This window comes from Amycolatopsis sp. cg5, assembly GCF_041346955.1.
In the GTDB taxonomy this organism is placed as follows: Bacteria; Actinomycetota; Actinomycetes; order Mycobacteriales; family Pseudonocardiaceae; genus Amycolatopsis.
Genome location: NZ_CP166849.1, coordinates 3,348,286 through 3,374,333, shown reverse-complemented (window position 1 = coordinate 3,374,333; position 26,048 = coordinate 3,348,286). Strand labels below are relative to the sequence as shown.

Genomic DNA, 26,048 nt, shown 5'->3' with positions numbered 1-26,048 from the left:
TTCACGAGGAGTCCTTGGCGGCCGACCAGCCACCGTCGACCACGAATTCGGCGCCGGTGACGAACGAGGCGGCCGTCGACAGCAGGAACGCGATGACCTCGGCGACCTCCGCCGGGTCACCGAGCCGGCCTGCCGGGGTCGCGGCCGCGCTGCGCTCCCGGTCCTCGGCGCTCACCCTGTCCCATGCCTGGGTGAGCACCGGGCCCGGCAGCACCGCGTTGACCCGCACCTCCGGCGCGTACTCGACGGCGAGCTGCCTGGCCATCGCCACGAGACCACCCTTGGTCGCCGCGTAGGCGGGATGGCCGGGCAGCCCGAAGTGCGCGTGCACCGACGAGACCAGCACGATCGAGCCGCGCCGGTCGATCAGCGACGGCAGGCACGCCCGCACGCCGAGGTACGCGCCGGTGAGGTTGACCTCCAGCTGGCGTGTCCACTCAGGACGGTCCAGTTCGTGCAGTGGCTTGACTACGGAGGTGTAGGCGTTGCCGACCAGGCCGGTCACTCCCCCGGCCACGTCGAGCACCTGCTCCCAGGTCTCCTCCGCGGTCACGTCGCCGACGACCGCAGGCACGTCGAGGTCCACCTCCGCGATGTCCACCGCGACGACCGCGATCCCGGCCGAGGCCAGCCGCCGGACGGTCGCGGCGCCGATCCCCGACGCCGCTCCCGTCACCACCACACTCGACAAAACGCCCTCCTAGAGCTTCGACTGGTGCACGCGGTCGTCGGGCCCGCGGACGACGACCCAGGCCGAGCCGTTCGCGCCCGCGGCCGCGCCGACCGCGCCCACCAGGCTATTGCTCGCGAACTCGGTTCGCTTGAACCAAGTGCCCCACGCGCCGTCGGTCCGGTTGATCTGCCAGAGCGTGTAGTCGCTGGCCCGCGCGAACAGGTAGACGCGACCTTCCGTCGCCAGCAGCGTCGGGCTGCCGCTGACCACGCCGCCGAGCGTCGCCCACGCGCCGTTGGTGTAGGTCCACACGCTGTCGTCCGCGGCACGGACCGCGACCTGCCCGCCCGCCGCGCTCGGCCGTCCGTAGATCGGCTGGTCCTTCGGCGCGCCGATGCTGCTCCAGCCGCTCTGCGCGGTGCGCTTCCAGACCTTGCCGTCCGCGCCGCGCGCGACCAGCGTCCACGAGTTCGGCGAGGTGAAGTCGACCGACGGCGAGTCGGTCAGCTTGCCGCCGAGGTTGACCCACGGTCCCCAGTTGCCACGCCACGAAGTCCGCTGGTAGGCGGAATTGTCCGTACCGCGCACGAAGACGTCCACCCGGTCACCGCTGGCGAACGCCGCGGGCTGGCCGAGGATCCTGCCGCCGACCGGCGTCCACTTGCCGGACCATGAGGTCCCGTTCAGCACCTGCTGCTGCAGCTCGCCGCGCTGGTCGCGGACGAGCGCGACGGCGTGCGTGTCGTCGATCCTGGCGATCGCCGGGCTCGCGGAGGCGTTGCCGCCGAGATCATTGCCAGGCACCAGATCCGTGCCCTTGAGCTGCACGAACACCGTGCCGTGTGCCGGGACCGTCGCGGTGTACGACCCGGTCAGGACGCCACGGTCGGCGCGGGCACGCAGGTCACGCACGGCCACCTGGCCGCCGAGCCCGGCGTCGGCGAAGTCGACGGTCATCGACGCGGGCGCCTCGCCGCGGTTGAGCAGCACGACCGCGCGCTTTCCCTTACCGGACAAGACCTTGCTGTACACGCCGTCCGCGACACGAACGCCCTGGATGGCCAGCGGGTCCTGGTTGACCGCGAGGATCTCAGGGTTCTTGAGCGTGTCGATCATCGAAGCCGGGAGCGTGCGCGGGTCGGAGCCGATGATCAGCGGGGAGGCCATCTCCGACCACATGACGAGCTGCGTGGTCGACTCCTCCTCGTTGAGCTCGTAGGTGCCTTTTTCCGTCTTGCGCATGGGAATCAGGTAGTCGGGGTCGTTGTAGTGACCGGGACCGTTCGCCTCGGGATGCGCGGCGTTGTCGTCCATGTTGCGCAGCATGTCGCGCCAGATGCCCTCGTACGGCGTGCCGAACGCGACGTCGGTGTCGGTGCGCCACGAGTCGGCGTTGGTCGGGCCGTAGGTGTAGGCGATGCCGGCGACCTGGTCGGGGCCGTGCGGGACACCCCAGACGTCGGTGACCGGGTTGCACAGGTTCAGCAGCATCGGACGGCCCGCCTTGCGCACGGCCTTGCTGAACTCGGCGAACGCCTGCGCCGGCTTGAGGTTCGCGGCGATGCCGCACAGGAAGTCGATCTTGATGGCGTCGAACTTCCAGCGCGCGAACTGCTTCGCGTCCTTCTCGTAGTAGCCGCCGCCACTGCCCGCCGCGCAGTTCTTGCTCATCGACGGCCCGGCGTCGGTGTAGATGCCCGCTCGCAGGCCGCGGTCGTGCAGCCAGTTGACCAAAGAGGACAGACCGGACGGGAACTTGGCCGGGTCGGCGACCAGGTTTCCTTGCGCGTCACGGGGATTCGGCGCGTTCCAGCCGCCGTCGATCCAGATGTACTTGTAGCCCGCGTCCCGCAGGCCGGACGAGATGATGTGCTCCGCGATGGACTTGATCGACGCCTCGCTGGGCGCGCCGATCGCGAAGTAGGTGTTCCAGCCCATGTACGGGGTCGGCGCGAGGCCGCTGTCGTAGTACTCGGGGGCGCCCTGGTCGTCACCGGCGCTCGCCGGTACGGCCATGCCCAGTCCCAAGAGGACGGTCAGCAGTGCGATGAACATTCTTCGAGCCACGGCGTTGTAGCCTTTCGTCACGAGACGGGGTGCAGCACGGTGAAATCGGCGTCGAACTCGGGCGTCCAGTCGAACGGGAGCCCGACGTGGACCAGCTGGGATGCGGAAAAGCTGCGGCCGTTCCGATCCACATAGGACTCGGCGGCGAGCGCGGTCAGCGGCACGCGGGACGACCGGCCCGGCACGAACGGCGCGCCGGTCAGTTCACCGGTGTTCCAGGCCAGTACGACGACCGTGCCGTCCGCGCCACAGTACTGCACGGCGTCGCGTGACCGATAGACTTGTCCACTGTGGATGACCGATCGAATTTCCTTGTACTGAGCGATAAGCACTGACGCCTCGGCGAGCTGATCGCCGGTCCACCGTGACAGATCGGCGCCGATCCCGAGCACACCGGCCATCGCCAGCACGAACCGGAACCGCAGCGAGCGTGGCCGCGGGTCGAAAAACCCGGCCGAGTCGGTCACCCAGGAACTCATCAGATGTGGCGCGTGCGCGAGCAGGAAGCCGTCCTGGATGGCGAGCCGGTCGAGCGGGCCGGTGTTGTCACTGGGCCACACCACGTCCGCGCGGGCGATGGTCGCCAGGTCGGTCCGGCCGCCGCCACCCGCGCAGGCCTCGACCGTGACGTGCGGATACCGCTCCCGCACGTGGTCGAGCAGCCGGTGGTAGTTGGCGACATGCGCGCCGTCGAGCGCCGGATCGCGCTCGGTCGCGGGCCGGTTCATGTCCCACTTCAGGTAGCTGATCGCATAAGAACCCAGCAATCGGTCCAAAGTAGACCGCAAGAACTCGAATACGTCCTCGCGGCCGAGATTGAGCAGCAGCTGGTTCCGGATCAGCGTCCGCGGGTGCCCATCGCGGTGATAGACCCAGTCGGGATGCTCGGCGTACAAGCGGGATTTCGGGCTCACCGACTCCGGCTCGACCCACAGCCCGAAGTCGAGCCCGAGCGCGCGGACCTCCTCGACGAACTCGCCGAAGGACGGATCGGCCGGTTCCCAGTCACCCAGTCCCCCGGTGTCGTCGTCACGCCCGGCGAACCAGCCGTCGTCGACCACGAACAGCTCGACCCCGATCTCGGCGGCCCGCTTCGCGAGCGCGAGCTGACGGTCGAACCGGACGTCGAAACCCGTTGCTTCCCAGGAGTTGTAGAGCACCTTGCGCTCGACGGGCCTGCTCAAGGTCCGCTCGTACTCGTGCCACACCCGCGCGAGCCCGTCGAGACCGTCCACACTGGACGCCAGCGCCAGGCGCGGGCCGGCGACCGTCTCACCGGGACCGACGACGACCGGCCCCAGCCTGCCCGCACGGATCCTCGTGATCCCCGCCGGCTCGACACTCGCGTCGATCTCCCACGACCCGGACCAGGCGAGCGACACACCCCAGGCCTGCCCGCCCTCGGCGTCTTGCACCGCAAGCCAAGGCGCGTAGGCATGGCCAGGCACACCGAACCGGCTCTCCATTTGGAACCGTCCGGCGGGCAGAACCACTTGCCGCCGCTGGAATTCCTGCGCCCACTGACCCGACAGGAAGGTCAGCAACGGCTTGCCGGTCGGCACGCAGACCCCGGCCGAGCCCAGCCGGTCGAGCACCACGGTCTCGTCACCGGTGTTGGTCACCTCGGCCCAGCGCAGCAGCACATCGGTGCCCGCGACCGGCTCGTACTTCAGCTCGACCCGCAGCCCGTCGGCCGAAGACACGAGATCGGCGCCCGAGAAGGGCCGCCGCCAGCTCGTCGCGTACTCAAGAGGCGCCGCGTCCGCTTCGGTGATGAAGTGGATCTCGCCCTGGTTCGCGAACGGGGACGGCCCGTGCTCGACACCGTGCGGGCCCCAGGCGACCAATTCGGTCCAGTCCTCCCGGTCCGCGATCGTGTAGGAGGTCGTTTTCATGCGATATGTCGTCATTTCACCGCGCCAATGGCCAGTCCGGAGATGAAGTGCTTCTGGAACCGGAGGAACACTGCCACGGTCGGGATCGCTGCGATCACCGAACCGGCCGCGATCACGTTCCACGTCGACACGTACTGGCCCTGCAGGCCGAGCAGCGCGGGTGTCACCGGCATGACGGTTTCCGTGCGCAGCACGGTGATCGCCCACAGCAGGTCGTTGAACGTCCAGGTGAACGCCAGCGCGCCGAGCGCGGCCAGCGCGGGCCTGGTCAGCGGCAGGATCACCGACAGGAAGATCCGCACCGGGCCCGCGCCGTCGATCACCGCCGCCTGCTGGATCTCGCCGGGGATCGTGCGCATGAACCCCTGCAGCACGAAGGTGTAGAAGCCCAGCCCGAACCCGACCTGGACGATGACCAGCGCGGTCAGCGTGTCGTAGATCCCGAGCAGCTCGGCCAGTTTCGACACCGGGACGAGCAGGATCTGCGGTGGCAGCAGGTTTCCGCCGAGCATCACGAGCAGGATCGTCCGCCGGAACGGGATCTCGTAGCGGCTCAGCGCGAACGCCGCGGCCGCGCTCAGCCCCAGTGCGAAGAACACCGTCGGCAGGGTGACGATCAGGCTGTTCAGCATCGCGCGTGACTCGCCGCCCGCGTTCCACGCCTCGCCGAACGGAGCCAGCGTGAACGACTGCGGGAAACTGCCGAGCCCGTTCGCCGCGACGTCTTCGAAGGACCGGATGCTCGTGAGCAGCACCAGCGCGATCGGCAGCAGCCACAGCACCGAAAGCGTCCCGGCGCCCGCGTGGAACAGGAAGGTCCGCCGCTTGCTCATACGGTGTCCTCCTTGAAGGCGCGGACGAGGTAGGTGACGATCACGCCGAACGCCAGCACGAAGATCACCACGGCCAGCGCGGAGGCGTAGCCGAGCCGCAGCGACTGGAACGCGGTCGCGTACATGTACGTGCTGAGCAGCTCCGACGAGTGATACGGCCCGCCCTTGGTCATCGCCCACACCACGTCGAACGAGCGCAGCGAGTCGATCACGATCACCGACAGGATCACCGAGTTGACCCCGCGCAGCTGCGGCCAGGTGACGTACCGGAACTGCTGCCAGCGCGTCACGCCGTCGAGCTTCGCGGCTTCGTACAGCGCGGGATCGATGCCCTTGAGCCCGGCGAGATAAAGCACCATCACGTAGCCGAGCTGTCGCCACAGCGCGGGCACGAGCACCGCGTAGAGCGCGGTGTTCGAGTCCGCGAGCCATGCGTGCTGCCACGACTCAAGCCCTAGAGCGCCCAGGAGCTTGTTGATCAATCCATCGGGTTGATAAAGCCCCTGCCAGATCAGCGACGTCGCCACCAGCGAAAACACGACCGGTGTGAACAGCGCCGCCCGGTAGAACCCGACGCCGCGCCGTTCGCGCTGCAGGAACATGGCCAGCCCGAGTCCGCCCACCGCCGAAAGCCCGCCGAAGAGCACCAGCCAGATCAGCGTGTTCAGCGCCGCGGTCCGGAACGTCGGGTCACCGAACATCTCGGCGTAGTTGCCGAACCCGGTCCACTCCGGCGCCGAGACACCGTCCCAGCTGGTCAACGAGAGGTAGAAGCCCTGCAACGCCGGCCAGAGGACCCAGAACCCTTCGACGAGCAGCGGCACCAGCACGAAGGCGAGCAGCACGGGCGGCAAGCCCTTGCGCTTCTTCGCCCGTGCCGGGGCCGCGTTCGTGCCGGCGCGGACGGGCGTGGCCAAAGCCGTCACTCCGCCCAGACCTTCTGCGCGGCCGCCTGCCACTCGTTCAGGATCGAGGTCAGTTCCTGTGGCTTCTGGATGAACCGGATCAACGCCGCGTCGGCCGTCGGCTGGAGCGCGTCGCTCGAATCCCGGTTGAAGAACTGGGTGAGATCCTTGGCGTCCTGCAACATCTTCCGGCCCTTGGCCACCAGCGGCGTGCCCGCGTCCTTCGCGTCAGGATGTGTCGGCAGCGCGGTACCCGAGGAGTTCTTGATGTAGAGCTCCTGCGCCTCGGCGGTGGCGACGTACTTCAACCACTCCTTGGTCGCGTCGAGATGCGCCGTCTTCGAGCTCGCGAAGAAGCCGTCGGTCGGGCCCTCCTCGACGACCGGGACGGCGGTGTCGAGCACCGGGAACTGGAAGAAGTCGAGATCGTCGAGCACGTCCTTGGGCGCGGCGTCGGTGAAGAAGGTGCCGGTCAGCACCATGCCGGTGCGGCCCTGCAGCAGCGAGGTCGTCGCGTCCTGGAACGCGATCGCGGTGCCGCGCGAGTCGAAGTACGGCAGCGCGGTCTTCCACTGCTCGAACACCTTGACCACGCGGGGGTCGTCGAAGCGGCTCTTCCCGGCCAGCAGGTCGCGGTGGTACTGGGCACCGTTGATCCGGATGTTGAGGTAGTCGAACCAGGACGACGCGGTCCACGGCGTGTTGCCGCCCGCACCGATGCCGATCGGCTCGACCCCCTTGGCCTTGAGCGTCTCGCACAGCGCGAGGAACTCGCTCCAGTTCGTCGGCGCCTGCACGCCCCACTTCGCGAAGTTCGACTTGCGGTAGAAGAAGCCCCACCAGTAGTAGGTGGTCGGCACGAAGACCAGCTTGCCGGTGCCGTCGCCGCTGAGCTTGCGGAAGGTGTCGCTGTAGGCGCCCATGGTCTGCCAGACGTCGCCGACGTCGAGCAGCAGGCCCTTGCGCGCGTAGCCGGCGAGGATCGAGCCGGGGTACCAGGTGTAGGTGTCGGGCGGGGTGGCCGAAGTGAGGTAGCTCGGCAGCTGCGTCCGGAAGGTCTCGGACGCGACGGTGTTGACCGTCGCCGACGCGCCGCCGCGGGCGCTGAAAGCCTTCGCGAGCGCCTCGATGGCCACCTTGGCCTGGGCGGAGGACAGGTTCGACTGGACGGTCACCGCGCCTGCCGCCTGCTTCACAGGCCCCGAGGTCGCCGAAGTCGCACAGCCGCTGAGCAGGGCGGTCGAGCCCACACCGAGCAGGAAACCCCGTCGGGTGAGGCCTGGACTACGCCGTTGGGTCAGGCCGGATTCGTTCATGCGGCCAGACTGCGACCTGGCTCACAGCCTGTCAAGATTAATTCGTAATTTATTAGCTAAACCCATGACCGGCGTCCGTACTATCGTGACGGTTCCCCCACCCCCGAAAGGACGCGAGTGATCCCGAACCGGCCACGAGGCCTGCACGGCCAGACCGTCGAGCTGCTCGCCAGCCGGATCCTGTCCAACGAGTTCGCCGAGGGCACGGTCCTCGACCTCCCCGCGCTCCGCGCCGAACTGGACGTCAGCCTCACCGCGCTCCGCGAAGCACTGAAGGTCTTGACCGCCAAGGGAATGATCGACGCCCGCCAGAAGCGCGGCACCTTCGTCCAGCCCCGCGCCCGCTGGAACTTCCTCGACGCCGACGTCATGCGCTGGCAGACCGCCGCGGCCGCCGCCACCGACCCCGACCTCTTCGACGAGCTCACCGAAGTCCGCGCGGTCGTCGAGCCCGCCGCCGCCCGCATGGCCGCCGAGCGCGCCGACGACACGGACCTGCGCGCGCTCGCCGACGCCTTGCGCCGCATGGCCGAGGCCGGTGCCGACCTCGACGCGATGGTCGCCGCCGACCTCGAGTTCCACCGGCTGCTGCTGGCCGCCACGCACAACAACTTCCTGCTCCAGATCGAGCGGGTGATCGCGATCGGCCTCGCCGAGCGCGACAAGCTCGTCCACGGCACCACCCAGGCCGACGACCCGGTGCCCAGCCACCAGGCCGTCTACGACGCCATCGCCGCCCGCGACCCCGAAGCCGCCGAGACCGCCATGCGCGCGCTGGTGGACAAGTCGAGCGCGGACCTCAAACAGGCCACCCGCGGCCGCCGAACGTAGCGAACGCCTCGTTCGCAACGTGTGAGGTTGCGAACGAGGCGTTCACGCAAGTGACGTGGTTCCCCCGACCGAAACCACGTCACGGGATGTCGAAGACCACCCGGCGCAGCTGCCACAGCTGGAACCCGGCCAGCGCGATCGCCGAGACGGCGGCCAGCACCATCGCGGCCACGAACTGGGCGGGCCCGGAGGTCGCCGTGCTCAAGATCGCGTAGCCGGCGAGCACGAACAGCAGCGGCGCGACCGCCGCGATGACGGCGGGCGCCACGCCCACCCTGGCGAGGTGGCGGCGGGACAGCATCGCCGCGACCGCGAAGCCGAAGGCGGCCACCAGCAGGCTGGCGCCGATGGTGTCGCTGAAGCGGTGCCAGCCCAGTGAGATCGTCGCCGACGAGACCCAGGCGACGCCGGCGCCGCCCGCGAGCAGCACGAAGGAGCGGAAGCGGCGGGGCAGCACGATGGCCAGCGCGACCACGATGGCCATGGCGGCCGTCACATGTCCACTCGGGAAACTGTTGTGCGAGGCCAGGCCGCGTTCGCCGAGGCGGGGGCGTTCCAGCACGTAGAGCTTGAGGATCTGCGAGACGATCACCGGGCCAGCCAGCGCGACCAGTCCGGCGACACCGAGTGAGAAACGGCGGCGCACCAAGGAGATCAGGACGATCGACACACTCGCCGCGCCGAGCAGCACGATCATGTCCACCTCGCGCAACGGCTGCGACCAGTCCGATGTGGACTGTCCGAGCTGGGCGTTGCGGACCGCGCCGTTCTCGACCTGCTGGCCGCCCGTCGTGTGGACGAAGAGGAGGTACGCGGCGACGAAGGCGACCGCGAAACCGGCCGCGCCGCCGAGCAGCGCGAGTGAACGGGAGACCGAGGGGGTGGCGATGGCGTGTTTGGGTGCGGAAGCCGTGCTCCTGTTTTCCAAGGTGAGGACCATGACCATGACTTTGCCGAGCGGAGTTAGTGATCCCGTCCGCGCAATGTCATGGTTTCGCTACAAGATCGGCCTGAGTCGCGAATTCGGCGGAACATCCGAATAATGGCCGCTGTGGCAGTGGTTTTGGTGATCGAAGACGACCCGGCGATCCGGGAAGGGCTGGAACTGGCCCTGCGCCGTCAGCAACATGTGGTCTACACCAGCGAATCCGGGGAACTCGGGCTGGAGACTTTGAAAAGCGCCCAGCCCGACATCGTCGTGCTGGACCTCATGCTGCCCGGGATCGACGGGTTCGAGACGTGCCGCCGGATCAGGGCGTCGGGTGAGATACCGATCATCATGCTGACCGCGCGCAGCGACGACTTCGACATCGTCGCCGGGCTCGAAGCCGGCGCGGACGACTACGTGGTCAAGCCGATCGAGCCCCGGGTGCTCGACGCGCGGATCCGCGCGGTGCTGCGGCGCGCGGTCGCCGAGCGGCCGCCCGCCGATCAGCCAGCCGTCGAAAAGCACGGTGACCTGGAGATCGACCGGACCGGGCTGCTGGTGACCAAGGCGGGCGAGCCGGTGCCGCTCACCCCGACCGAGCTGAAGCTGCTGCTGGAACTGTCCCGCACGCCCGGCCAGGTCTACAGCCGCCAGCAGATACTGGCCGCCGTGTGGGACCACGACTACCTCGGCGACTCGCGGCTCGTCGACGCCTGCGTGCAGCGGCTGCGCTCGAAGATCGAGGACGTGCCCGCGCACCCCGAGCACGTGCAGACCGTACGGGGCTTCGGGTACCGGTTCGGCAAGTCGTGACCTCGCTCAGGCAGTGGGTCTCGGGGCTGCGGCCGAGGCTGGTGGCCGCGTTCGCCGTGATCACCATCGTCGGCGCCGTCGCGGCGTCCGGCTCGATGTACCTCTCCGCACGCACCACGATCCTCGTCGGGGTGCAGGACCCCGGCATGGAGCAGCTCAACGACCAGGTCAAGGCGTTCCTGCCGGTGCTGGAGGTGCCACCGACACCGACGATGCTCGGCACGCTCGCCGGGCGGCTCAAGACGAACGCCGTCGTCGTCTACCAGAACCAGCGCTACGGCTCGGGGCCCGCGATCCAGGAACTGCCCGACGCACTGCGCACCCAGGTCGCGTCGAGCGACAACAACCAGTTCCAGCGGGTGGTCGACTCGAGCGGTTACGCCGTGGTCTTCCTCGGCATCCCCGTGCTGCAACGGAACCCGGACGGCAAGGTCGAGCACACCGGGATCGAGGTCTACGCGCGCGTGCCGCTGACCGCTCAGCAGACCGCGATCGACGAGCTGGCCACCCGGGCGTGGCAGACCGCCGCGCTGGCGCTGCCGCTGGCCGTCGCGCTCGCGCTGCTCGCCGCCCGCCAGGTGCTCCGGCCGGTGCGCGCGCTCAACACCGCCGCCCGCCAGCTCGGGCACGGCAAGCTCGACGTCCGGCTGGAGCCCAAGGGGTCCGACGAGCTGTCCGAGCTGGTCAGCACCTTCAACACCACCGCGTCCGAGCTGGAGCGCACGGTCGGCGAGCTGCGCGCGATGGAGGCCGACGCGCGGCGCTTCGTCGCCGACGTCTCCCACGAGCTGCGCACCCCGCTCGCCGCGATGAACGCGGTCACCGACGTGCTCGACGAGGACGCCGCGCACCTGCCGCCCGACACCGCGGTCGCGGCCAGGCTCGTGTCCGAGGAGACCAAGCGGCTCACCCGGCTGGTGCAGGACCTGGTCGAGATCTCTCGGTTCGACGCGGGCCGCGCCGAACTCCTCGCGGACGAGTGGGACCTGGCGACCGCGATCCGCGACACCCTGCAGGCACGCGGCTGGCGTTCCGACACCGACCTCGTGCTGGATCTGCCCGAGGGGATCACCGCATGGGTCGACCGGCGCAGGCTCGACCTGATCGTGGCCAACCTGGTCGGCAACGCGCTGCGCCACGGCCGCCCGCCGGTCGAGATCGCGCTGCGCGGTGACGAGCGGGAGGTGCGGATCGAGGTGACCGACCACGGTCCCGGCATCGAGGAGTCGATGCTGCCGCACGTGTTCGACCGGTTCACCAAGGCCGACAGCTCACGCGCGCGGTCGGAGGGCAGCGGGCTCGGCCTCGCGATCGCGCAGGAGAACGCCAAGCTGCACGGCGGCGTGATCGTGCCGTCCAACACCGGGACCGGCGCCAGGTTCGTGCTGCGGCTGCCGAGGAGGCACGGGTGAAACGACTGGTCATCGCACTCGCGCTGCTGCTGTCGGGCTGCGGCATCCAGGCGACCGGAGCGGTGCCGATGGGACCCGCGCCGACCTTCGTCCCGCGCGGGGCGACCTCCGGCGCGACCCCGACGGAACTGGTGCTCTTCTTCGTGGTCGACGGCCGTGTCCAGGGCGTCGCGCGGCCGTCCGACGGCCGGAGTCTGCTGTCGAACTCGCTCACCCTGCTGACGAAAGGCCCCGACAGCGAGGAGCGAAAACGCGGGCTGGTCACCTTCCTGCCCACCTCAGGCGGCTTGGTCGGCTACGAGGTCGTCAACAGCATGCTGACCATCACGCTGTCGTTCCCGCTGAAGGGCGTTCCACCGGTCGGCCTGAGCCAGATCTCGTGCACGGCGCTGACCGCGCTCAACTCGACCGGCAGCGGGAACATCCGGCCGGACGTCGTCACGCTGACCGGCGCGGACGGCGCGACCATGCAGCGCGGATGTGACGGATAAGCTCGGACACCAGTACGTTTCCGGTCCGTACCGGTTGATCCTTCTCCTACGCCGTCGGGGGATCTCTGCCCGCGTAGTGACTTCTGAAGGAGAACCATGGCCGACTCCGTGGACGCCGGCCTGCGGCGCACGATCACGCTGCCGCAGGCGCTGAGCATCTCGTTCCACCAGATCGTCGGCGGTGGGGTGATCGCGCTGACCGGCGCGGCCATCGCGATCACCGGCACCGGCGCGCCGGTGGCGTACCTGATGGCGGCGCTGACCGTGATCCTGTGCTCGATCCCGTACGCGGCGGTCGGCAGCGCGCTCCCGGTGACCGGGGCGCGCTACAGCTACGCCGCGCGGCTGATCGGCCCGTCGGCCGGCTACCTGACGATGCTGCTGGCCGTGATCGTCACGACCCAGCTGAGCCTGATGGCGCTCACCGCGGCGGAATACGTGCACGCGCTGGCGCCGTCGATACCGGTCGCGCCGTTCGCGCTGGGCCTGCTGACCTTGTTCTTCGTCGCGAACCTGGTCCAGATCAGCTTCTCCAACCGGCTGGGCCTGGTGCTCGCCGGGATCATGCTGATCGCGTTCGGGGCCTACGCGATCACCGGGATGAAGCAGGTCCGCTGGTCGGCGGTGACCGAGGTGGCGCCGAACGGGGTCGGCCAGCTGCTGGCCGCGGCGGCGCTGCTGACCTTCGCGACCAACGGCGGCACCTACGTGGCCGAGATGGGCCGCGAGATGAAACGGCCGGGCCGTGACATCCCGCTGGCGATCATCGGCGGCACGGCGGCGGCGGCGATCCTGTACTTCCTGATGGCGCTGCCGTCGGTCGCGATCCTGCCGGTCTCGGAGACCGCGGGGCAGCCGATGACCGTGGTGGCCAAGCACATCCTCTCTTCGGGCTGGTTCGCGTTCTTCGTGCTCGGCGGCGCGGTGGTGTCGGTGATCGGGCACATCAACGCGCTGATGATGGCGGCCACCCGGCCAGTGCTCGCGGCCATCGGCGACGGCTGGTTCCCGCGCCGCGCGGGCGCGCTGAACCGCCACGGGTCGCCGCACTGGCTGTTGTTCGGGCTGTACCTGATCGGGATCGGGCCGGTGCTCGGCGGGTTCAGCATCGAGGCGCTGGCGGGCGCGGCCTCGATCGCCGAGATCGTCGCGCTCGCGGTGATCATCACGGCGTCCTTGCGGCTGCGTAAGCGTTTCCCCGCTGAGGAGGCCGCGGCGCCGTTCCGCCTGCGGCCCGTACTGCACCGGGTATTGGTCGGGATCGGGTTGTGCGTGCTGGGTGTCGAGGCCTGGGTGCTGGGCAAGCAGCTGACCACGTCGATCGCCGTCGCGCTGGTCGCCTGGCTGGCCGGTGGCCTGGTGTGGTGGGTGGTGCGCCGTAAAAGGGTGAACCGGTTAGGGTTCGAGGGTGAGACGCAAGCTCCAGCCGCCGTTGCCGCAGCGGCACGGTCTGGACCCGGCGCGGCTGAAGATGCCGGCTGAGGGTCCCTGGCTGACCTTGCGCGAGCACCTGGTCGAGCGGCTGCCCCGGCTCGATCCGGGCCGGATCGACGAGATGCTGGAACTGGGCCGGATCGTCGGGCTCGACGGCCCGCTCGGGCCGGACGCGCCGTTCGTGCCCAACTCGTTCATCTGGTTCCACCGTGATCTGCCCGTCGAGGTGCCGGTGCCGTTCGACATCGGCATCGTGCACCGCGACGAGCATCTGCTGGTGGTCGACAAACCGCATTTCCTGGCGACCATTCCCCGCGGTCAGCACATTCTCGAAACGGCGCTCGTGCGGCTGCGGCAGTCGCTCGAGCTGCCGACGCTCAGCCCCGCGCACCGCTTGGACCGGGTCACCGCCGGGCTGGTGATGTTCGTGATCACGCCGTCGCATCGCGGCGCATATCAGAACCTTTTCAAAGACCGCGCGGTGCGCAAGGAATACGAGGCGATCGCGGCGTACGACCCGGACGTCGCGCTGCCGACGACCGTGCGCAGCCGGATCGTCAAGGAGCGCGGCGTGATCACCGCGTACGAGGTGCCCGGCGAGCCCAACGCGGAAAGCCACGTCGAGCTGCTGGAACACCGAGGAGAGCTGGGCCGGTACCGGCTGACCCCGCACACCGGGCGCACCCATCAGCTGCGGCTGCACATGAGCGGGCTCGGGTTGCCGATCGTCAACGACGACTTCTATCCGGTGCTGCGCGAAACGCCGCTCGACGATTTCTCCAGCCCGCTGCAATTGCTCGCGAAGACGCTCGAATTCACCGATCCGCTGACCGGCGAACCACGCCGCTTCGAAAGCCGCGCCGCGCTTTCCACCTGGCCGGTGTCAGTTCCGGGTTGAGTGGGTACTCCGTTTCCATGGCACCACGATGGAACGGACAAGCACAGGACCCGGAGCCGCCAGACCTGCCGGGCGGCGCCGTCGATGTGCGGCTTCCGGCCGACCCCAGGCAGCTCGCGGTGCTCCGCACGGTGACCGAGGGCGTCGCCGTCCGCGCGGGATTCGGGCCGGACGGGGTCGCCGACCTCAAGATGGCGGTGGACGAGGCAGGCGCGCTGCTGATCGCGGTCGCCAACCCGCTCGAGGAACTGCGGTGTCGTTTTTGGACACTCGGGGACGAGGTGCGCGTGGCCGTCACGGCGCCGACGCTGTGGGCGGCGGACACGAGTTCGTTCGGCTGGCGGCTGCTGAAGACGCTGGCCGGCTCGCTGCTGGCCAACCTGAGCCCGCCGCTCGCGCGGATCGAACTGACACAGTCCGTCCGCCCGTGAAGGGTCGTCGTGAGTGGGACACCACCTGAAACTGGGGGTTGGCCGTGCCCCACCCACGACACAGGGACGACCGAGCCGCGGGATGGTCACGCAGGTCCTCGCCCGTCCGGGACTAATTTACTAACTATAGCCGTAGCAGGGCAAGAATTTTGATCTTCGCTGAAAAGACTTGTCATTTCACGCTGGGTGTGCGAAGCGGTCACCGGACTACCATGTTCCAACTGTGGACTGGGCTGCCGTCGAAGCGGTGCGGGAAGCCCCGCTGGGTGACCCGGCCTTCGACGACGAGCCCGGCCACGGTGTCGTGCGGAAGCTGCGCGGTGTCCGGTACTCGGTCAGCGACACCATCGACGTCGAGGGCCAGTGGACTCGCAGTGGCACGCCGGGCCTCGGTCATCGTCTCCCGGTCGAAGACGCGAGCGTGGTGGCCAGGCTGCGGCGCGCGGGCGCGGTCCTCACGGGACGGACACGCGTCGGCGAACTCGCTTGGGGCGTCACGACTCCCGGCTGCGCGCACCCGCTGGACCCCCGCCGCGACGCGGGCGGGGCGAGCGGCGGCGCGGCGGTCTCCGTCGCCGACGGCTCGGTGCGGCTGGCACTGGGCACCGACACCGCGGGCTCGCTGCGCATCCCGGCCGCGCTCTGCGGGGTCGCGGGGCTGCGCCCGACGGCGGGCACGGTCTCGCGTCGCGGCGTCACCCCGCTGGCGCCTTCGCTGGACACCGTCGGCCCGCTGGCCCGCACGGCCGCCGAGTGCCTGGCCGCGTACCGGGTGCTCGGCGGGATCGTCACGCCGGCGCCCGAAACCGTCGACGGCCTGCGCGTGGGCTGGCCGGGTCATCTCTGGGAACACCACGTCAGCCCGGCCGTCGCGGCGGTGCTCGCGCACACCGCGGCCGGACTGCGGGCGGCGGGCGTCGACCTGGTGACCATCGCGCTGCCGCTGGCCCGGTCGCACGCGCAGGCGGCGGCTTCGGTGATCATGCCTGCCGAGGCGGCCGCGCTGTGGTCGGGTCCGCTCGCCGGGCAGCCGGACGGGCTGACCGCGCCCATGGCCGCGTTGATCCGCGAAGGCGCCCTGGTGTCCACAACGGACTATCTGCGCGCGCTGCGCATCGCCGCGGCCGTCCGCCGTGAGCTCGAAGAAGTCCTGTCACGGCAAGGACTTTCGGCGGTGCTGGTGCCCACCGTGCCGGTCACCGCGACCTGGACGGACGCGACGACCGTCTCGGTCAACGGGCACACGGAGCCGGTCGAGTCGGCGTACGCGCGGCTCACCGCGCTCGCCTCGGTCACCGGCCATCCCGCGCTGAGCGTGCCGGCGGGCACCGACGACGACGGCCTCCCGGTCGGCGCCCAGCTCATCGGCCCGCCACATGGCGAGGCGGCACTGTGCCTACTAGGCAGCGCCATCGAGCGGCCGCTCAGGCGTCCCAGTACTTAAGAAGCGCTCAGGTGCCTGCCTTAGGATCACGAATCGTGGCCAAGACAGGCGAAGACGAGCGAGTCACCGCGCTGGCGATCGCGGCGGGACGCGGCGACCGCACAGCGCTCGAAGCCTGGGTGCGGGCCACGCAAGCGGACGTGTGGCGGTTCCTCGCCCACCTCACCGAGCCGCGCTCGGCCGACGATCTCACGCAGGAGACCTACCTCCGCGCGTTCCAGAGCCTCGGCCGGTTCGCCGGCCGCTCCTCGTCGCGCACCTGGCTGCTTGCGATCGGCCGCCGCGTCGTCGTCGACCAGTACCGTGCCGCGAGCGCCCGGCCCAAGATCTCCGGTCACACCGACTGGGAGGCGGCCGCCGAACGCCAGGCGCCGCGCGGCTCCAGCTTCGAAGACCTGGTCGAACTGGGCCTGCTGCTCGACGCGCTCCCCCAGGACCGGCGCGAGGTGCTGGTGCTGACGCAGGTGCTCGGCCTGTCCTACGACGAGGCCGCCGAGGTCTGCGGCTGCCCGGTCGGCACCGTCCGGTCGCGGGTCGCCCGCGCCCGTGAGGACCTGCTCGCCGCCACGACCGCGCAGGCCATGTGATATCTGAGCGTCTGATCATGTGTTGACCCTTGAATCAATGGCGGCCTCGGCGTTGACTGAACGGCGTGCACATCCCTGACGGATATCTGAGCCCGGCGACCTGCGCCGTCGGCTACGCGGTGGCGGTGCCCGCGCTGGCGGTGGCCGTGCGCAAGGTGAAGACCGTGGTCAAGACCCGGCAGGTGCCGACGCTGGCGATGTTCTCGGCGGTCAGTTTCCTGGTGATGATGTTCAACATCCCGATCCCCGACGGGACCACCGCGCACGCGGTCGGCGCCGGGGTGATCGCGATCGTGCTGGGGCCGTGGGCGGCGATGATCGCGGTGGCGGTCGCGCTGCTGTTCCAGGCGCTGCTGTTCGGCGACGGCGGCGTGCTCGCGTACGGCGCCAATGTCGCGAACATGGCCGTGGCCATGCCTTTCGTGGCGTACGGGCTGTACAAGCTGATCTCCGGCAACTCCGAGCCGACGAGTCCGCGCCGGGTGCTCGGCGCGGCGGTCGGCGGCTACGTCGGCATCACCGTCGCGGCGCTGCTGACCGGGATCGAACTCGGCATCCAGCCCTCGCTGTTCCACGACGCGGCGGGCGCGCCGCTGTATTCGCCGTATCACCTGTCGCAGACGATCCCCGCGATGCTGCTCGCGCATCTGCTGGTCGCCGGGTTCGCCGAGGCCGCGCTGAGCGGCGGGGTCGTCGCGTATCTGCAACGGGCGAACCTGCCGTTGCTGCGGACCAACGACTCGGAGCTGAAGCGGCCTTGGGTGGGCTGGGCCGCGATCGCGGCACTGGTCGTGCTGACCCCGCTGGGCTTGCTGGCCACCGGCGAGGCGTTCGGGGAGGACGCGCCGGAAAGCGCCAGGGTCTGGACCACGATCCCGTTCGACGGCTACGGCTTCGGCGGGCCGCCGTGGCTGGCGTACGTGGTGTGCGCGGTGATCGGGGTGGCCGTGGTCGGCGCGACGGTGTTCCTGATCGGCAAGGTCAGGGCCAGGCGGTGACCCCTGCCTGGCTGCTCGAACGCGAGCCCGCGCTGTGCCCGTGCGGCTGTATCGGCAAGCGCGCCAAGGGTTCCTACGTCGAGAAGACGCTCAAGGGCGACGCGAACCTGTTGCGGCAGACGCTGTTCTCGGAGGACTTGGCGCGGCACAACGGTTTCCTGCAACGCCTCGACCCCAGGCTCAAGATCGTGGCGGTTTTCGGCCTCCTCATCGCGGTGGGTTTCACGCACACGCCGTGGGCGCTCGCCGCGTTCTATCTCGTGACGCTCGGGCTCGGCGCGCTGTCCGGGTTGCCGGTGCTGTACTTCGTGAAGCGCGTGTGGCTGTTCGTGCCGATCTTCACCGGGATCATGGTCCTGCCCGCGACGCTCAGCCTGGTCACGCCCGGCCGGATCGTGCTGACGCTGTGGCACTGGAACGGGCAGCCGCAGGGTTTCACCGCGCCAGGCCTGAACTCGGCGCTGCTGATCGTATTGCGCGTGGCCGTCTCGGTCTCGTTGGTGGTGCTGCTCAGTTCCACGACCTCGTGGCCACGCCTGCTCGCCGGATTGCGAGGACTGGGCGTGCCGAGGATGTTCGTGCAGATCGTCGGGATGGCGTACCGGTACCTGTTTTATCTGCTCACGGTCGTGCTGGAGATGTACGAGGCACGCAAGGCGCGTTCGGTCGGCAGGCAGCGGCACGACAAGGCGTCGCGCCGGTTCGTCGCCGCTTCGGCGGGCGCGGTGCTCGGGAAGGCGCATCACATGGCCGAAGAGGTCCACCAGGCCATGGTTTCGCGGGGTTACCGTGGCTGAACCGTTGCTGCGCTGCGAAAATCTGCGCTTCGCCTACCTCGATCGCTTCACCGCGCTCGACGGCGTCTCGCTCGAAGTCCACGCGGGCGAACGGCTGGCGCTGCTCGGCGCGAACGGCTGCGGGAAGTCGACGTTGCTCAAGATCCTCGACGGGCTGCTCTTCCCTGATTCGGGCCGCTACACGGCTTTCGGGCAGGAAGTCACCGAAGACGCGCTGGAGGACGAGCAGTTCTCGGCCGCGTTCCGCGGGCGGGTGGGCTTCGTGTTCCAGAACTCCGACGCCCAGGTCTTCTCCCCCACGGTCGCCGAGGAAGTCGCTTTCGGACCGGCGCAGCTCGGGCTTTCCTCGGCGGAGACGGAAGGCCGGGTCGCGGACGTCCTCGCGATGCTCGGGATCACCGGCCTCGCCGACCGGACCCCGTTCCAGCTCTCGGGCGGCCAGAAGAAGAAGGTCGCGATCGCGAGCGTGCTCGCGATGAACCCCGAAGTGCTCCTGTTCGACGAGCCGACGGCCGCGCTCGACCCCCGCAGCCGCCGCTGGCTCATCGACCTCATCGAGCAGCTCGCCGCGGCGGGCAAGACGATCGTCCACGCCACCCACGACCTCGACGTCCTGCCCCGCATCGCCGACCGCTGCATCGTCTTCGACGAAGACCACCGCATCGCAGGCTCCGGCTCCCCACACGACCTCGACCCCGACCTGCTGACCCAGGTCAACCTCACCGCCTGACCCCAGGACCGGGATAAAGCGGGCTTTACTCCGCGAGATAAAGCGGGCTTTATCCCCGGGAGTAAAGCGGGCTTTATCCCGGTCTTAGATGGTGTCGGCGAGCCAGTCGTGGATGCGGGCCGCGACGACCTGCCAGGCCGCGTGGTGGAGCAGGATGTCGTCGTGCCCGGCGGACTCGAGCACGAAGTACTCCGAACCCAGGACCGTCGCGAGCTTCTCCTGCGCGGCGGGCGGGCACATCCGGTCCTTGCCGCCCGCGATCACCAGCGACGGGACGTCGAACGCGTCGAGGTCGACCTCGAGTGAGCTTTCGGCGGCCTGCCGGACGGCGACCGGCGACTCCGCGGTCAGCAGCCGGGTGTAGCGGCGCGCCGAGACCTCGTCGAGCGAGGTGAAGAACAGCTCGCGCGCACGGGCGAGCGGCAGCGGCGGGACCAGCTGGTCCATGTCGATGGGGAACTCGCCTGCCTCCGAGTCCGCGGCCTCCCCGATACCGGCGGGCAGGACGGGGGTCAGCAGGACGAGCCCGGCGACGGCGTTCGAGGCCGCGTAGGCCATGGACGCGGCCGCGCCCATGCTGTGGCCGACCAGCAGCGGCGGGCCGTCCGCCAGCGACGAGACGATGGCGATCTCGGTGGTGACGTCGCCGATGCCCCGCTTGAGGAAGGTCTCGGCGTCGGTCTTGCGGGAGCGGCCGTGGTTGAACCAGTCGAAGGCGAGGCACTCCCAGCCGCGGTCGGCGAAGAACGGCAGCAGGTGGTCGAAGCTCCACGACGCGTGCTGGCCGCCGTGCACGAAGACGAGCGGCGGCCAGCCGGGGGTCTCTTCCTCCGGCCGCGCGTGGATCACCCACACGCCGTCCTGTTCGTATTCCTCGACCGCCATCTGCCATCCCCTCGGTACGCGCTTCGGGCGCTTTAAGCCTAGGGGGCGGATGCTACGTTCGGGTGGACCTTCCCGATCAGAAAGAAACGTCAGGTCGCGCTCGAATTACGGACCAGGGTCATGCCGGACGGCTCGATCGGCGCGTCGCAGTGCGCGCAGACGGTCTTGGGCTCGAGTATCTCGCCGCAGGCGTGCCGCCAGACCGTGGGCGGCGGCCCCTCGGTGACGTGCCGGTCGCCCCAGCGCATCAGCTGCAGCAGCACGAGGTTGAGCGAGCGGCCCGCTTCGGTGAGCACGTATTCGTAACGCGGCGGGTGCGCTTCGTACTGCTTCTTTTCCAGCAGCCCGGCGTCGACGAGCTTGCGCAGCCGGGTGGCGAGGATGTCGCGGCTGGCCCCGGTGTTGTGCGCGATCTGGTCGAACCGGCGGACGCCGAAGAAGACCTCGCGCAGCGCGAGCAGGCTCCAGCGCTCACCGACGACCTCGAGCGCGTTCGCGATCGAGCATTCCCTGGCTTGTTTCGCCATCCCCCGACTCTAGCCGGAGTCGGTCTTGATTTCCAACTGAGGTGGTGCGACAGTAGGTTGGACTTTCCAACTCACTTCTGGAGGCAGTCATGCGAGACGCGGTCATCGTGGACGCCGTCCGCACGCCGATGGGCAAGGGCAAGCCGGGCGGCGCCCTGCACGACGTGCACCCGGTGAACCTCTTCGCCCATGTGCTCGACCGGCTCGTGCGGCGCACCGGCATCGACCCGGCGCTGGTGGACGACGTGATCGGCGGCGCCGTCGACCAGGTCGGCGAGCAGGCGCAGAACACCACGCGCTGGGCGGTGCTCAGTGCGGGCTTCCCGGAGACGGTGCCCGCGACCACCATCGACCGGCAGTGCGGCAGCAGCCAGCAGGCCGTGCACTTCGCCGCGCAGGGTGTCATGTCCGGCGCGTACGACCTGGTCATCGCGGGCGGCGTCGAGTCGATGAGCCGGGTGCCGATGTGGTCGAACGTGCCGCCAGGCGCCGACCCGTTCGGCCCGGGTATCGCGCACCGGTATCCGGAAGGCCTTGTCCCGCAAGGGATCAGCGCCGAGCTGATCGCCGCCAAGTGGTCGTTGCGCCGCGAGGCGATGGACGAGTTCGCCGCCCAGTCGCACCACAAGGCCGCACTCGCGCACGCGCAGGGCCGGTTCGCGAGCCAGCTCGTGCCGATCAACGGCGTGACCACGGACGAGTCCGTGCGCCCGTTCACCACAGTGGACGTCCTCAGTGGACTCAAGCCCGTCTTTTACGACCCGGCGATGGCCATCCGCTTCCCGCAGATCGACTGGTCGGTCACCGCGGGCAACAGCAGCCCGATCAACGACGGCGCCTCGGCCGTGCTGATCACCTCCAGCGAGACCGCCGCGAAGCTCGGCCTGCGCCCCCGCGCGCGGCTGCACAGCTTCGCCGTCACCGGCTCGGACCCGCTGCTGATGCTGACCGGTGTCATCCCGGCGACCGAGCGCGTGCTGCGCAACGCGGGCCTCAAGCTGGCCGACATCGACCTGTTCGAGGTCAACGAGGCGTTCGCCAGCGTGGTGCTGGCCTGGCTGCAGGAGACCGGCGCCGACCCGTCGAAGGTCAACGTCAACGGTGGCGCCATCGCGCTCGGCCATCCGCTCGGCGCGAGCGGCACCCGGCTGATGGGCACCCTGCTCGCGGCGATGCAGCAGCGCGGGGCGCGCTACGGCCTGCAGACCATGTGCGAGGGCGGCGGCCAGGCCAACGCGACCATCCTGGAGCTGCTGTGACCGTGCCTCAGCCGGCACCCAGCGCGATGAAGGACAAGCCCGTCACCGTCACCAGCTGATCGTCGCGCAGCGCGTGCCGGGCCGCGCTCAGCGCGCCCGCGAGTGAGGCGCCCCGGCGCAGGTGGCGGTGCGTTTCGACCATCAGCGGGACGACGGCGGCGTCGTTGACCGGGACCACGCTCGCGATGATCCCGGCCGTGCCCAGCGGGACCAGGCTGCTGGTGAGCCCGAGCAGCTCGTCGGCGCCGGTCGTGGCGAGCCGCCCGGAGTCGCAGCTGGAGAGCACGAGCCGGTGCGGCGCGCGGCGGAGGCGTTCGAAGTCGTGCACGGTCAACGGCCCGTCGTCCATCCGCAGCGAGGAGAACATCGGGCTGTCCGCGCGGAACGTGCCGTGCGCCGCGATGTGCGCGAGCCAGGCGCCGTCGAGCGCGGCGAGCACCCGGCCCGCCGTCGCCGCGCCCTGGCCGAGTTCGACGACGTCGTCGTATTCCTTCGCGAGCGCGGGCACCTCGGCTCCCCCGGTCTCCAGGCCGGGGCCGCGCACCAGCACCACGTCACGGCGGCGCGGCGCGACGGCGTTCCTGGCCCGCAGCCACACGCTCGCGGACGGCGCGACGCTCAGCTCGCGATGCCGCAGCGCGGGCAGCACCGCCCACGGGATCGCGTGCAGCGCGGCGGGTGGCACGACGATCACCGGGCCGTCGCCGAGGTGACCGGCGGCGGCGCCGAGCAGGAGCCGTTCGAGGCGTTCGCCGGTGAACTCGACCATGCCGAGTGCCGGGTCGACGCGCCGGGTCGTGCGGTTGGCGCCCAGCGTGGTGAGGCCCAGCCTGGCGAAATCGGCCTCGCGGCCCGCTTCGGCGACCGAGCCCGCCGTGAACCGGCGCACCTCGCCGCCGCCGCAGACCAGCACGTGCAGCTCGCCGTCGACGTCGACGATCTCGACCAGCCGCGCCGGGCCGAGCGCGCCGAGCAGCGTGGGCACGTCGAGCCGGTGCCCGTCGAACTCGCCGCCGCCCTGGGTCCGCAGCACCCGCGCGCGGATGGCGTTCTCCAGCCGCCGCTGCTCCCGGCGGGAACCGGGCGTGGCCAGGCTGCTGACCTCGCGCAGCGCGGTCAGCTCGGACTGCAGTGCCGGATCCTCCGGCGGCGCGACCCTCGGCACGGCCAGCGCGGCCGCCCGCCAGCGCTCGCTCCACACGAGCAGGCCGCGCGGCGGTTGCGCACGCAGGACGTGCCGCTGCGCCATCGCGGCGAGTTCGGCGCCGTGCGCGGTCGCGTGCGCGCGCAGTTCCGAGGCGCCGAGGGTGAGCCGGTAGCCGTCGACCAGGTCGAGCCCGGTCCGGCAGGCGCTGAGCATCCGGCGGACGTCGCCGGCGGCCTCCGCGCGCAGCGCCTCGGCGAGCCAACCCTCCACACGCGACAGTGCGGGACCGCTGCGCCTGGCCGGGGTGACGGCCGCGAAATGCCGCTCGGCCACGGCACGTTTGCCTCTCGCCAGCGCGATCCGGCCTGCCAGCAGATGCGCGCGCAACGCCTGTTCCGAGCCCAGTTCCGCCAACGCCTTCGCGGTCAGCTCGGCCTGGCGCAGCAGCCCGCCGGTCACCTCGCCGCTCTCGAACCTGGCCTGGAGCAGCAGCAACCGCGCGCCTGCCCGCCACCACGGCCGTTGCTGCGCGCCGAACATCCGGTACGCCGTGCGCGCCTGCTCGGTCGCGGCCTCGGGATCGCCCGCGGCAAGCGCGGCCGTCGCGGCGGCGAGCAGGAGTTCGGCCTTCTTCGTGGCCTGGCCGCGGATCTCGTCGATCACCTTGATCGCCGCGACGGCCTCGTCGAGCGCGTCACGCGGCAACCCCGCCGCGAGCAGCACCGAGCAGCGGTCGAGGCTGAGATCGGGCACGGTGGCTTCGAGCCGCGCGTACTGCCTGGCCGCCTCGTCGAAGAACGACAGCGCCAGCGGCGGGTTGCCGGAGCGGGACGCGACCAGCCCGCGATTGTGCTGGGCGAACGCCGATTCCAGCTCCTGGCCCGCCTCGGCGAGCAGCCGGGCGGCGGCGCCGATGTCGGCTTCCGCCCGCTCGGTGGCGCCGAGCGCGAGCTGCGCGAACGCCCGCGTGGTCAGCGCGCGGGCCGCCCAGATCGGGTCGCCGTCGAGCAGCTCGATCGCCGGGCGCAGGTCGTCCATCGCCTCGCGGGGCCGTCCGAGCAGCTGCAGCGCGACACCCCGGCGGACGAGCACCCGGCCGGCGAGCCCGGGACCGGCGAGCCGGACCGCCTCGCCCAGCGCGTCGAGCCCCTGCCTGGTGCGCCCGGCGTAGACGAGGGTCGCGCCCAAGGTCGCCAGCACGTCGGCCTCACGGTCGGCGGTCCCCCGCGCGAGCCGCAGCGCGGCGCGGAGCTGGCCGATCGACTCGGCGATGTCCCCGAAGTCACGCAGGACGATGCCGATCACCTGACGGCAGACCGAAGCGTCGGCCCGGCTCGGCGACGCGGCGAGCAGCGCGCGGGCCCTGGTCATGGCCTCACGCGGGCGCGACGCGGCGAGGGTCAGCAGCTCGGCTGGTCCGTTCGGCGCAGGCCCGGCGGTTCCGCCTTCCCCCGTCACAGCAAGAATGGTAGACCGGGCCGGTGCCCTCCGAGGAGAAACCGCCGCCGCGCCGCACCAGGCTCGAAGCGCAGATCGACCTGATACTGCGGAAACTCAGCGACCCCGAGCGCAATCGGGTGGCCGGCGCCGCGCCGTCGAACTGGCGCGAGACCGGCGAGGTCGAGTACCTGTACCACAAGGAACACTGCCTGGTCCGCGACGAGGATCTGGCCAGGGTGCAGGCGATCGTCGGCGGCGAACCGGTCGACAACATGATGAACGGGGTGACCCTGCTCTGGGTCGAGGGCTCCGACGTGCCCGAGATGCTGCGGGAGGTCGACGCCAGGCTCGGTGTCGGCGTCGCGACACCGAATCACGTACTGTCGATCACTCCCGTGCATTGCTGTCCGGCCACCGAACCGGAGTCCACGCAAGCCTGCGACCCCGATCCCGGCAGCTGCCCCGGCGACGCGGGCGACGGCATCGTCGTGTCCGTTGTGGACACCGGGCTGCTGGCTTCCGCGCCCGCCGAGCACGCGTGGCTTCAGGGTGTCACCGGCGATACCGAGAACCCGTTCGGGCCCGGAAACTTGATCCAGCCGTACGCCGGACATGGGACGTTCATCGCGGGCGTGGTCCGCTGCATGGCGCCACTGTCGACGGTGATCGTCGAGGCGGGACTGCGCAACGCGGGCGCGCAGTTCGAGTCGGAGATCGTCAAAGGACTCGACGCCACGCTGAACGAGATGCCCGACGTCATCAGCCTGTCCGCGGGCGGCCGGACCCGGGACAACCTGCCGCTGCTCGGCTTCGAGGTCTTCTACCAGAATCGGCTGCGGCACTACAAAGGCGTCGTGCTCGTCGCGGCGGCGGGCAACGACGGCGACCGCGGTCCCTTCTGGCCGGCCGCCTTTCCCTGGGCGGTCTCGGTCGGCGCGCTCTCGGCCAACTGGCGCACCCGCGCGTCCTTCAGCGACTTCGGCGGCTGGGTCGACGTCTACGCCCCGGGCGAGCACATCGTCAACGCCTACGCGACCGGCACCTTCGTCTGCGAGGAGCCGCCGCACGCCGGTGAGCGTCGCGAGTTCGCCGGCATGGCGCGCTGGAGCGGCACTTCGTTCTCGACACCGCTGGTGGCCGGGCTGATCGCCGCGCGCATGTCACGCACCGGTGAGAACGGCCGCCAGGCCGCGGACGCGCTGCTCGCCGCGGCACGGGCGGGCTCGCTACCGGGCGTCGGGCCGGTGCTGCTCCCCTGCGCGGACGGCGAACCGCCGCGTCAGGAGAGCTGCTGCCACTGCCACTGA

General features: G+C 70.3%; 24 protein-coding genes. 14 read left to right on the top strand and 10 right to left on the bottom strand.

Annotated elements, in window-relative coordinates; all coding sequences use genetic code 11:
* Nucleotide 1: 1 nt before the first annotated feature.
* The 6 genes from AB5J62_RS15390 to AB5J62_RS15365 are packed head-to-tail and all read right to left on the bottom strand — an operon-like array spanning nucleotide 2 to nucleotide 7,689.
* A complete protein-coding gene (locus AB5J62_RS15390; protein WP_370948888.1) occupies nucleotides 2–691 on the bottom strand; it encodes an SDR family NAD(P)-dependent oxidoreductase in 690 nt (229 codons plus the stop codon).
* A gap of 9 nt (nucleotides 692–700) precedes the next feature.
* A complete protein-coding gene (locus AB5J62_RS15385; protein WP_370948887.1) occupies nucleotides 701–2,728 on the bottom strand; it encodes a hypothetical protein in 2,028 nt (675 codons plus the stop codon).
* A gap of 29 nt (nucleotides 2,729–2,757) precedes the next feature.
* A complete protein-coding gene (locus tag AB5J62_RS15380; RefSeq protein ID WP_370948886.1) occupies nucleotides 2,758–4,635 on the bottom strand; it encodes an alpha-galactosidase in 1,878 nt (625 codons plus the stop codon).
* A gap of 11 nt (nucleotides 4,636–4,646) precedes the next feature.
* Nucleotides 4,647–5,468, bottom strand: a complete 822-nt coding sequence (locus AB5J62_RS15375) for a carbohydrate ABC transporter permease (protein ID WP_370948885.1) — start codon at nucleotides 5,466–5,468, stop codon at nucleotides 4,647–4,649.
* Nucleotides 5,465–6,394, bottom strand: coding sequence for a carbohydrate ABC transporter permease (locus AB5J62_RS15370; RefSeq protein WP_370948884.1), 930 nt, complete (start codon nucleotides 6,392–6,394; stop codon nucleotides 5,465–5,467). Before AB5J62_RS15370 ends, AB5J62_RS15375 begins: the two co-directional genes overlap by 4 nt.
* A complete protein-coding gene (locus AB5J62_RS15365; RefSeq protein WP_370948883.1) occupies nucleotides 6,391–7,689 on the bottom strand; it encodes an ABC transporter substrate-binding protein in 1,299 nt (432 codons plus the stop codon). Before AB5J62_RS15365 ends, AB5J62_RS15370 begins: the two co-directional genes overlap by 4 nt.
* A 117-nt stretch (nucleotides 7,690–7,806) precedes the next feature.
* Here AB5J62_RS15365 and AB5J62_RS15360 point away from each other — a divergent pair, with 117 nt between their 5' ends.
* On the top strand, nucleotides 7,807–8,520 hold the full coding sequence (locus AB5J62_RS15360; protein WP_370948882.1) for a FadR/GntR family transcriptional regulator: 714 nt from the start codon (nucleotides 7,807–7,809) through the stop codon (nucleotides 8,518–8,520).
* A 79-nt stretch (nucleotides 8,521–8,599) separates the two neighbouring features.
* Here AB5J62_RS15360 and AB5J62_RS15355 read toward each other — a convergent pair whose 3' ends face one another.
* On the bottom strand, nucleotides 8,600–9,460 hold the full coding sequence (locus tag AB5J62_RS15355; RefSeq protein WP_370948881.1) for a phosphatase PAP2 family protein: 861 nt from the start codon (nucleotides 9,458–9,460) through the stop codon (nucleotides 8,600–8,602).
* Between the two features lie 111 nt (nucleotides 9,461–9,571).
* Between AB5J62_RS15355 and AB5J62_RS15350 the strand changes: the two genes are divergently transcribed.
* The 11 genes from AB5J62_RS15350 to AB5J62_RS15300 all read left to right on the top strand — a co-directional run bounded on the left by AB5J62_RS15350 (nucleotide 9,572) and on the right by AB5J62_RS15300 (nucleotide 19,483).
* Nucleotides 9,572–10,261 carry a response regulator gene (locus AB5J62_RS15350; RefSeq protein ID WP_370948880.1) on the top strand — a complete coding sequence of 230 codons (690 nt, stop codon included), beginning with the start codon at nucleotides 9,572–9,574 and terminating at the stop codon, nucleotides 10,259–10,261.
* Nucleotides 10,258–11,673 carry an ATP-binding protein gene (locus tag AB5J62_RS15345; RefSeq protein WP_370948878.1) on the top strand — a complete coding sequence of 472 codons (1,416 nt, stop codon included), beginning with the start codon at nucleotides 10,258–10,260 and terminating at the stop codon, nucleotides 11,671–11,673. The genes AB5J62_RS15350 and AB5J62_RS15345 overlap by 4 nt, the downstream gene beginning before the upstream one ends.
* The gene (locus AB5J62_RS15340; RefSeq protein WP_370948877.1) at nucleotides 11,670–12,164 is read left to right on the top strand and encodes a hypothetical protein; all 495 of its coding nucleotides are present in this window, start codon (nucleotides 11,670–11,672) and stop codon (nucleotides 12,162–12,164) included. Before AB5J62_RS15345 ends, AB5J62_RS15340 begins: the two co-directional genes overlap by 4 nt.
* Before the next feature lie 96 nt (nucleotides 12,165–12,260).
* Nucleotides 12,261–13,646 carry an APC family permease gene (locus AB5J62_RS15335; RefSeq protein ID WP_370948876.1) on the top strand — a complete coding sequence of 462 codons (1,386 nt, stop codon included), beginning with the start codon at nucleotides 12,261–12,263 and terminating at the stop codon, nucleotides 13,644–13,646.
* Nucleotides 13,573–14,496 carry an RluA family pseudouridine synthase gene (locus tag AB5J62_RS15330; RefSeq protein ID WP_370948875.1) on the top strand — a complete coding sequence of 308 codons (924 nt, stop codon included), beginning with the start codon at nucleotides 13,573–13,575 and terminating at the stop codon, nucleotides 14,494–14,496. The genes AB5J62_RS15335 and AB5J62_RS15330 overlap by 74 nt, the downstream gene beginning before the upstream one ends.
* Before the next feature lie 17 nt (nucleotides 14,497–14,513).
* Nucleotides 14,514–14,927 (top strand): ATP-binding protein, encoded by a 414-nt coding sequence (locus tag AB5J62_RS15325; RefSeq protein WP_370948874.1) that lies wholly within the window; start codon nucleotides 14,514–14,516, stop codon nucleotides 14,925–14,927.
* A 223-nt stretch (nucleotides 14,928–15,150) separates the two neighbouring features.
* Nucleotides 15,151–16,371, top strand: a complete 1,221-nt coding sequence (locus tag AB5J62_RS15320) for an amidase (RefSeq protein WP_370948872.1) — start codon at nucleotides 15,151–15,153, stop codon at nucleotides 16,369–16,371.
* A gap of 32 nt (nucleotides 16,372–16,403) precedes the next feature.
* Nucleotides 16,404–16,958, top strand: a complete 555-nt coding sequence (locus tag AB5J62_RS15315; protein WP_370950269.1) for a sigma-70 family RNA polymerase sigma factor — start codon at nucleotides 16,404–16,406, stop codon at nucleotides 16,956–16,958.
* A gap of 65 nt (nucleotides 16,959–17,023) precedes the next feature.
* On the top strand, nucleotides 17,024–17,956 hold the full coding sequence (gene cbiM / locus AB5J62_RS15310; protein WP_370948871.1) for a cobalt transporter CbiM: 933 nt from the start codon (nucleotides 17,024–17,026) through the stop codon (nucleotides 17,954–17,956).
* Entirely contained in the window at nucleotides 17,953–18,753 is an 801-nt protein-coding gene (gene cbiQ, locus AB5J62_RS15305) for a cobalt ECF transporter T component CbiQ (protein WP_370948870.1), read from the top strand. The genes cbiM and cbiQ overlap by 4 nt, the downstream gene beginning before the upstream one ends.
* Entirely contained in the window at nucleotides 18,746–19,483 is a 738-nt protein-coding gene (locus AB5J62_RS15300) for an energy-coupling factor ABC transporter ATP-binding protein (RefSeq protein ID WP_370948869.1), read from the top strand. Before cbiQ ends, AB5J62_RS15300 begins: the two co-directional genes overlap by 8 nt.
* Before the next feature lie 84 nt (nucleotides 19,484–19,567).
* Here the strand turns inward: AB5J62_RS15300 and AB5J62_RS15295 are convergent, their stop codons facing one another.
* Entirely contained in the window at nucleotides 19,568–20,368 is an 801-nt protein-coding gene (locus AB5J62_RS15295; protein WP_370948868.1) for an alpha/beta fold hydrolase, read from the bottom strand.
* An 89-nt stretch (nucleotides 20,369–20,457) separates the two neighbouring features.
* Nucleotides 20,458–20,895, bottom strand: a complete 438-nt coding sequence (locus tag AB5J62_RS15290) for a winged helix-turn-helix transcriptional regulator (protein WP_370948867.1) — start codon at nucleotides 20,893–20,895, stop codon at nucleotides 20,458–20,460.
* Nucleotides 20,896–20,984: 89 nt separating this feature from the next.
* On the opposite strand from AB5J62_RS15290, the gene AB5J62_RS15285 reads away from it, so the two are divergent.
* Nucleotides 20,985–22,154, top strand: a complete 1,170-nt coding sequence (locus tag AB5J62_RS15285) for an acetyl-CoA C-acyltransferase (protein WP_370948866.1) — start codon at nucleotides 20,985–20,987, stop codon at nucleotides 22,152–22,154.
* Between the two features lie 7 nt (nucleotides 22,155–22,161).
* On the opposite strand, the gene AB5J62_RS15280 is transcribed toward AB5J62_RS15285, so the two are convergent.
* A complete protein-coding gene (locus tag AB5J62_RS15280; protein ID WP_370948864.1) occupies nucleotides 22,162–24,759 on the bottom strand; it encodes a CHAT domain-containing protein in 2,598 nt (865 codons plus the stop codon).
* 23 nt (nucleotides 24,760–24,782) lie between these two features.
* On the opposite strand from AB5J62_RS15280, the gene AB5J62_RS15275 reads away from it, so the two are divergent.
* On the top strand, nucleotides 24,783–26,048 hold the full coding sequence (locus AB5J62_RS15275; protein ID WP_370948863.1) for a S8 family serine peptidase: 1,266 nt from the start codon (nucleotides 24,783–24,785) through the stop codon (nucleotides 26,046–26,048).

Excerpts from the sequence above, each read along its gene's own strand:
- AB5J62_RS15290 (WP_370948867.1), bottom strand. The coding sequence starts at position 20,895 with ATGGCGAAACAAGCCAGGGAATGCTCGATCGCGAACGCGCTCGAGGTC.
- AB5J62_RS15325 (WP_370948874.1), top strand. The coding sequence starts at position 14,514 with ATGGCACCACGATGGAACGGACAAGCACAGGACCCGGAGCCGCCAGAC.
- AB5J62_RS15380 (WP_370948886.1), bottom strand. The coding sequence starts at position 4,635 with ATGAAAACGACCTCCTACACGATCGCGGACCGGGAGGACTGGACCGAA.
- AB5J62_RS15285 (WP_370948866.1), top strand. The coding sequence starts at position 20,985 with ATGCGAGACGCGGTCATCGTGGACGCCGTCCGCACGCCGATGGGCAAG.
- AB5J62_RS15365 (WP_370948883.1), bottom strand. The coding sequence starts at position 7,689 with ATGAACGAATCCGGCCTGACCCAACGGCGTAGTCCAGGCCTCACCCGA.
- AB5J62_RS15335 (WP_370948876.1), top strand. The coding sequence starts at position 12,261 with ATGGCCGACTCCGTGGACGCCGGCCTGCGGCGCACGATCACGCTGCCG.
- AB5J62_RS15295 (WP_370948868.1), bottom strand. The coding sequence starts at position 20,368 with ATGGCGGTCGAGGAATACGAACAGGACGGCGTGTGGGTGATCCACGCG.
- AB5J62_RS15355 (WP_370948881.1), bottom strand. The coding sequence starts at position 9,460 with ATGGTCCTCACCTTGGAAAACAGGAGCACGGCTTCCGCACCCAAACAC.
- AB5J62_RS15375 (WP_370948885.1), bottom strand. The coding sequence starts at position 5,468 with ATGAGCAAGCGGCGGACCTTCCTGTTCCACGCGGGCGCCGGGACGCTT.
- AB5J62_RS15385 (WP_370948887.1), bottom strand. The coding sequence starts at position 2,728 with ATGTTCATCGCACTGCTGACCGTCCTCTTGGGACTGGGCATGGCCGTA.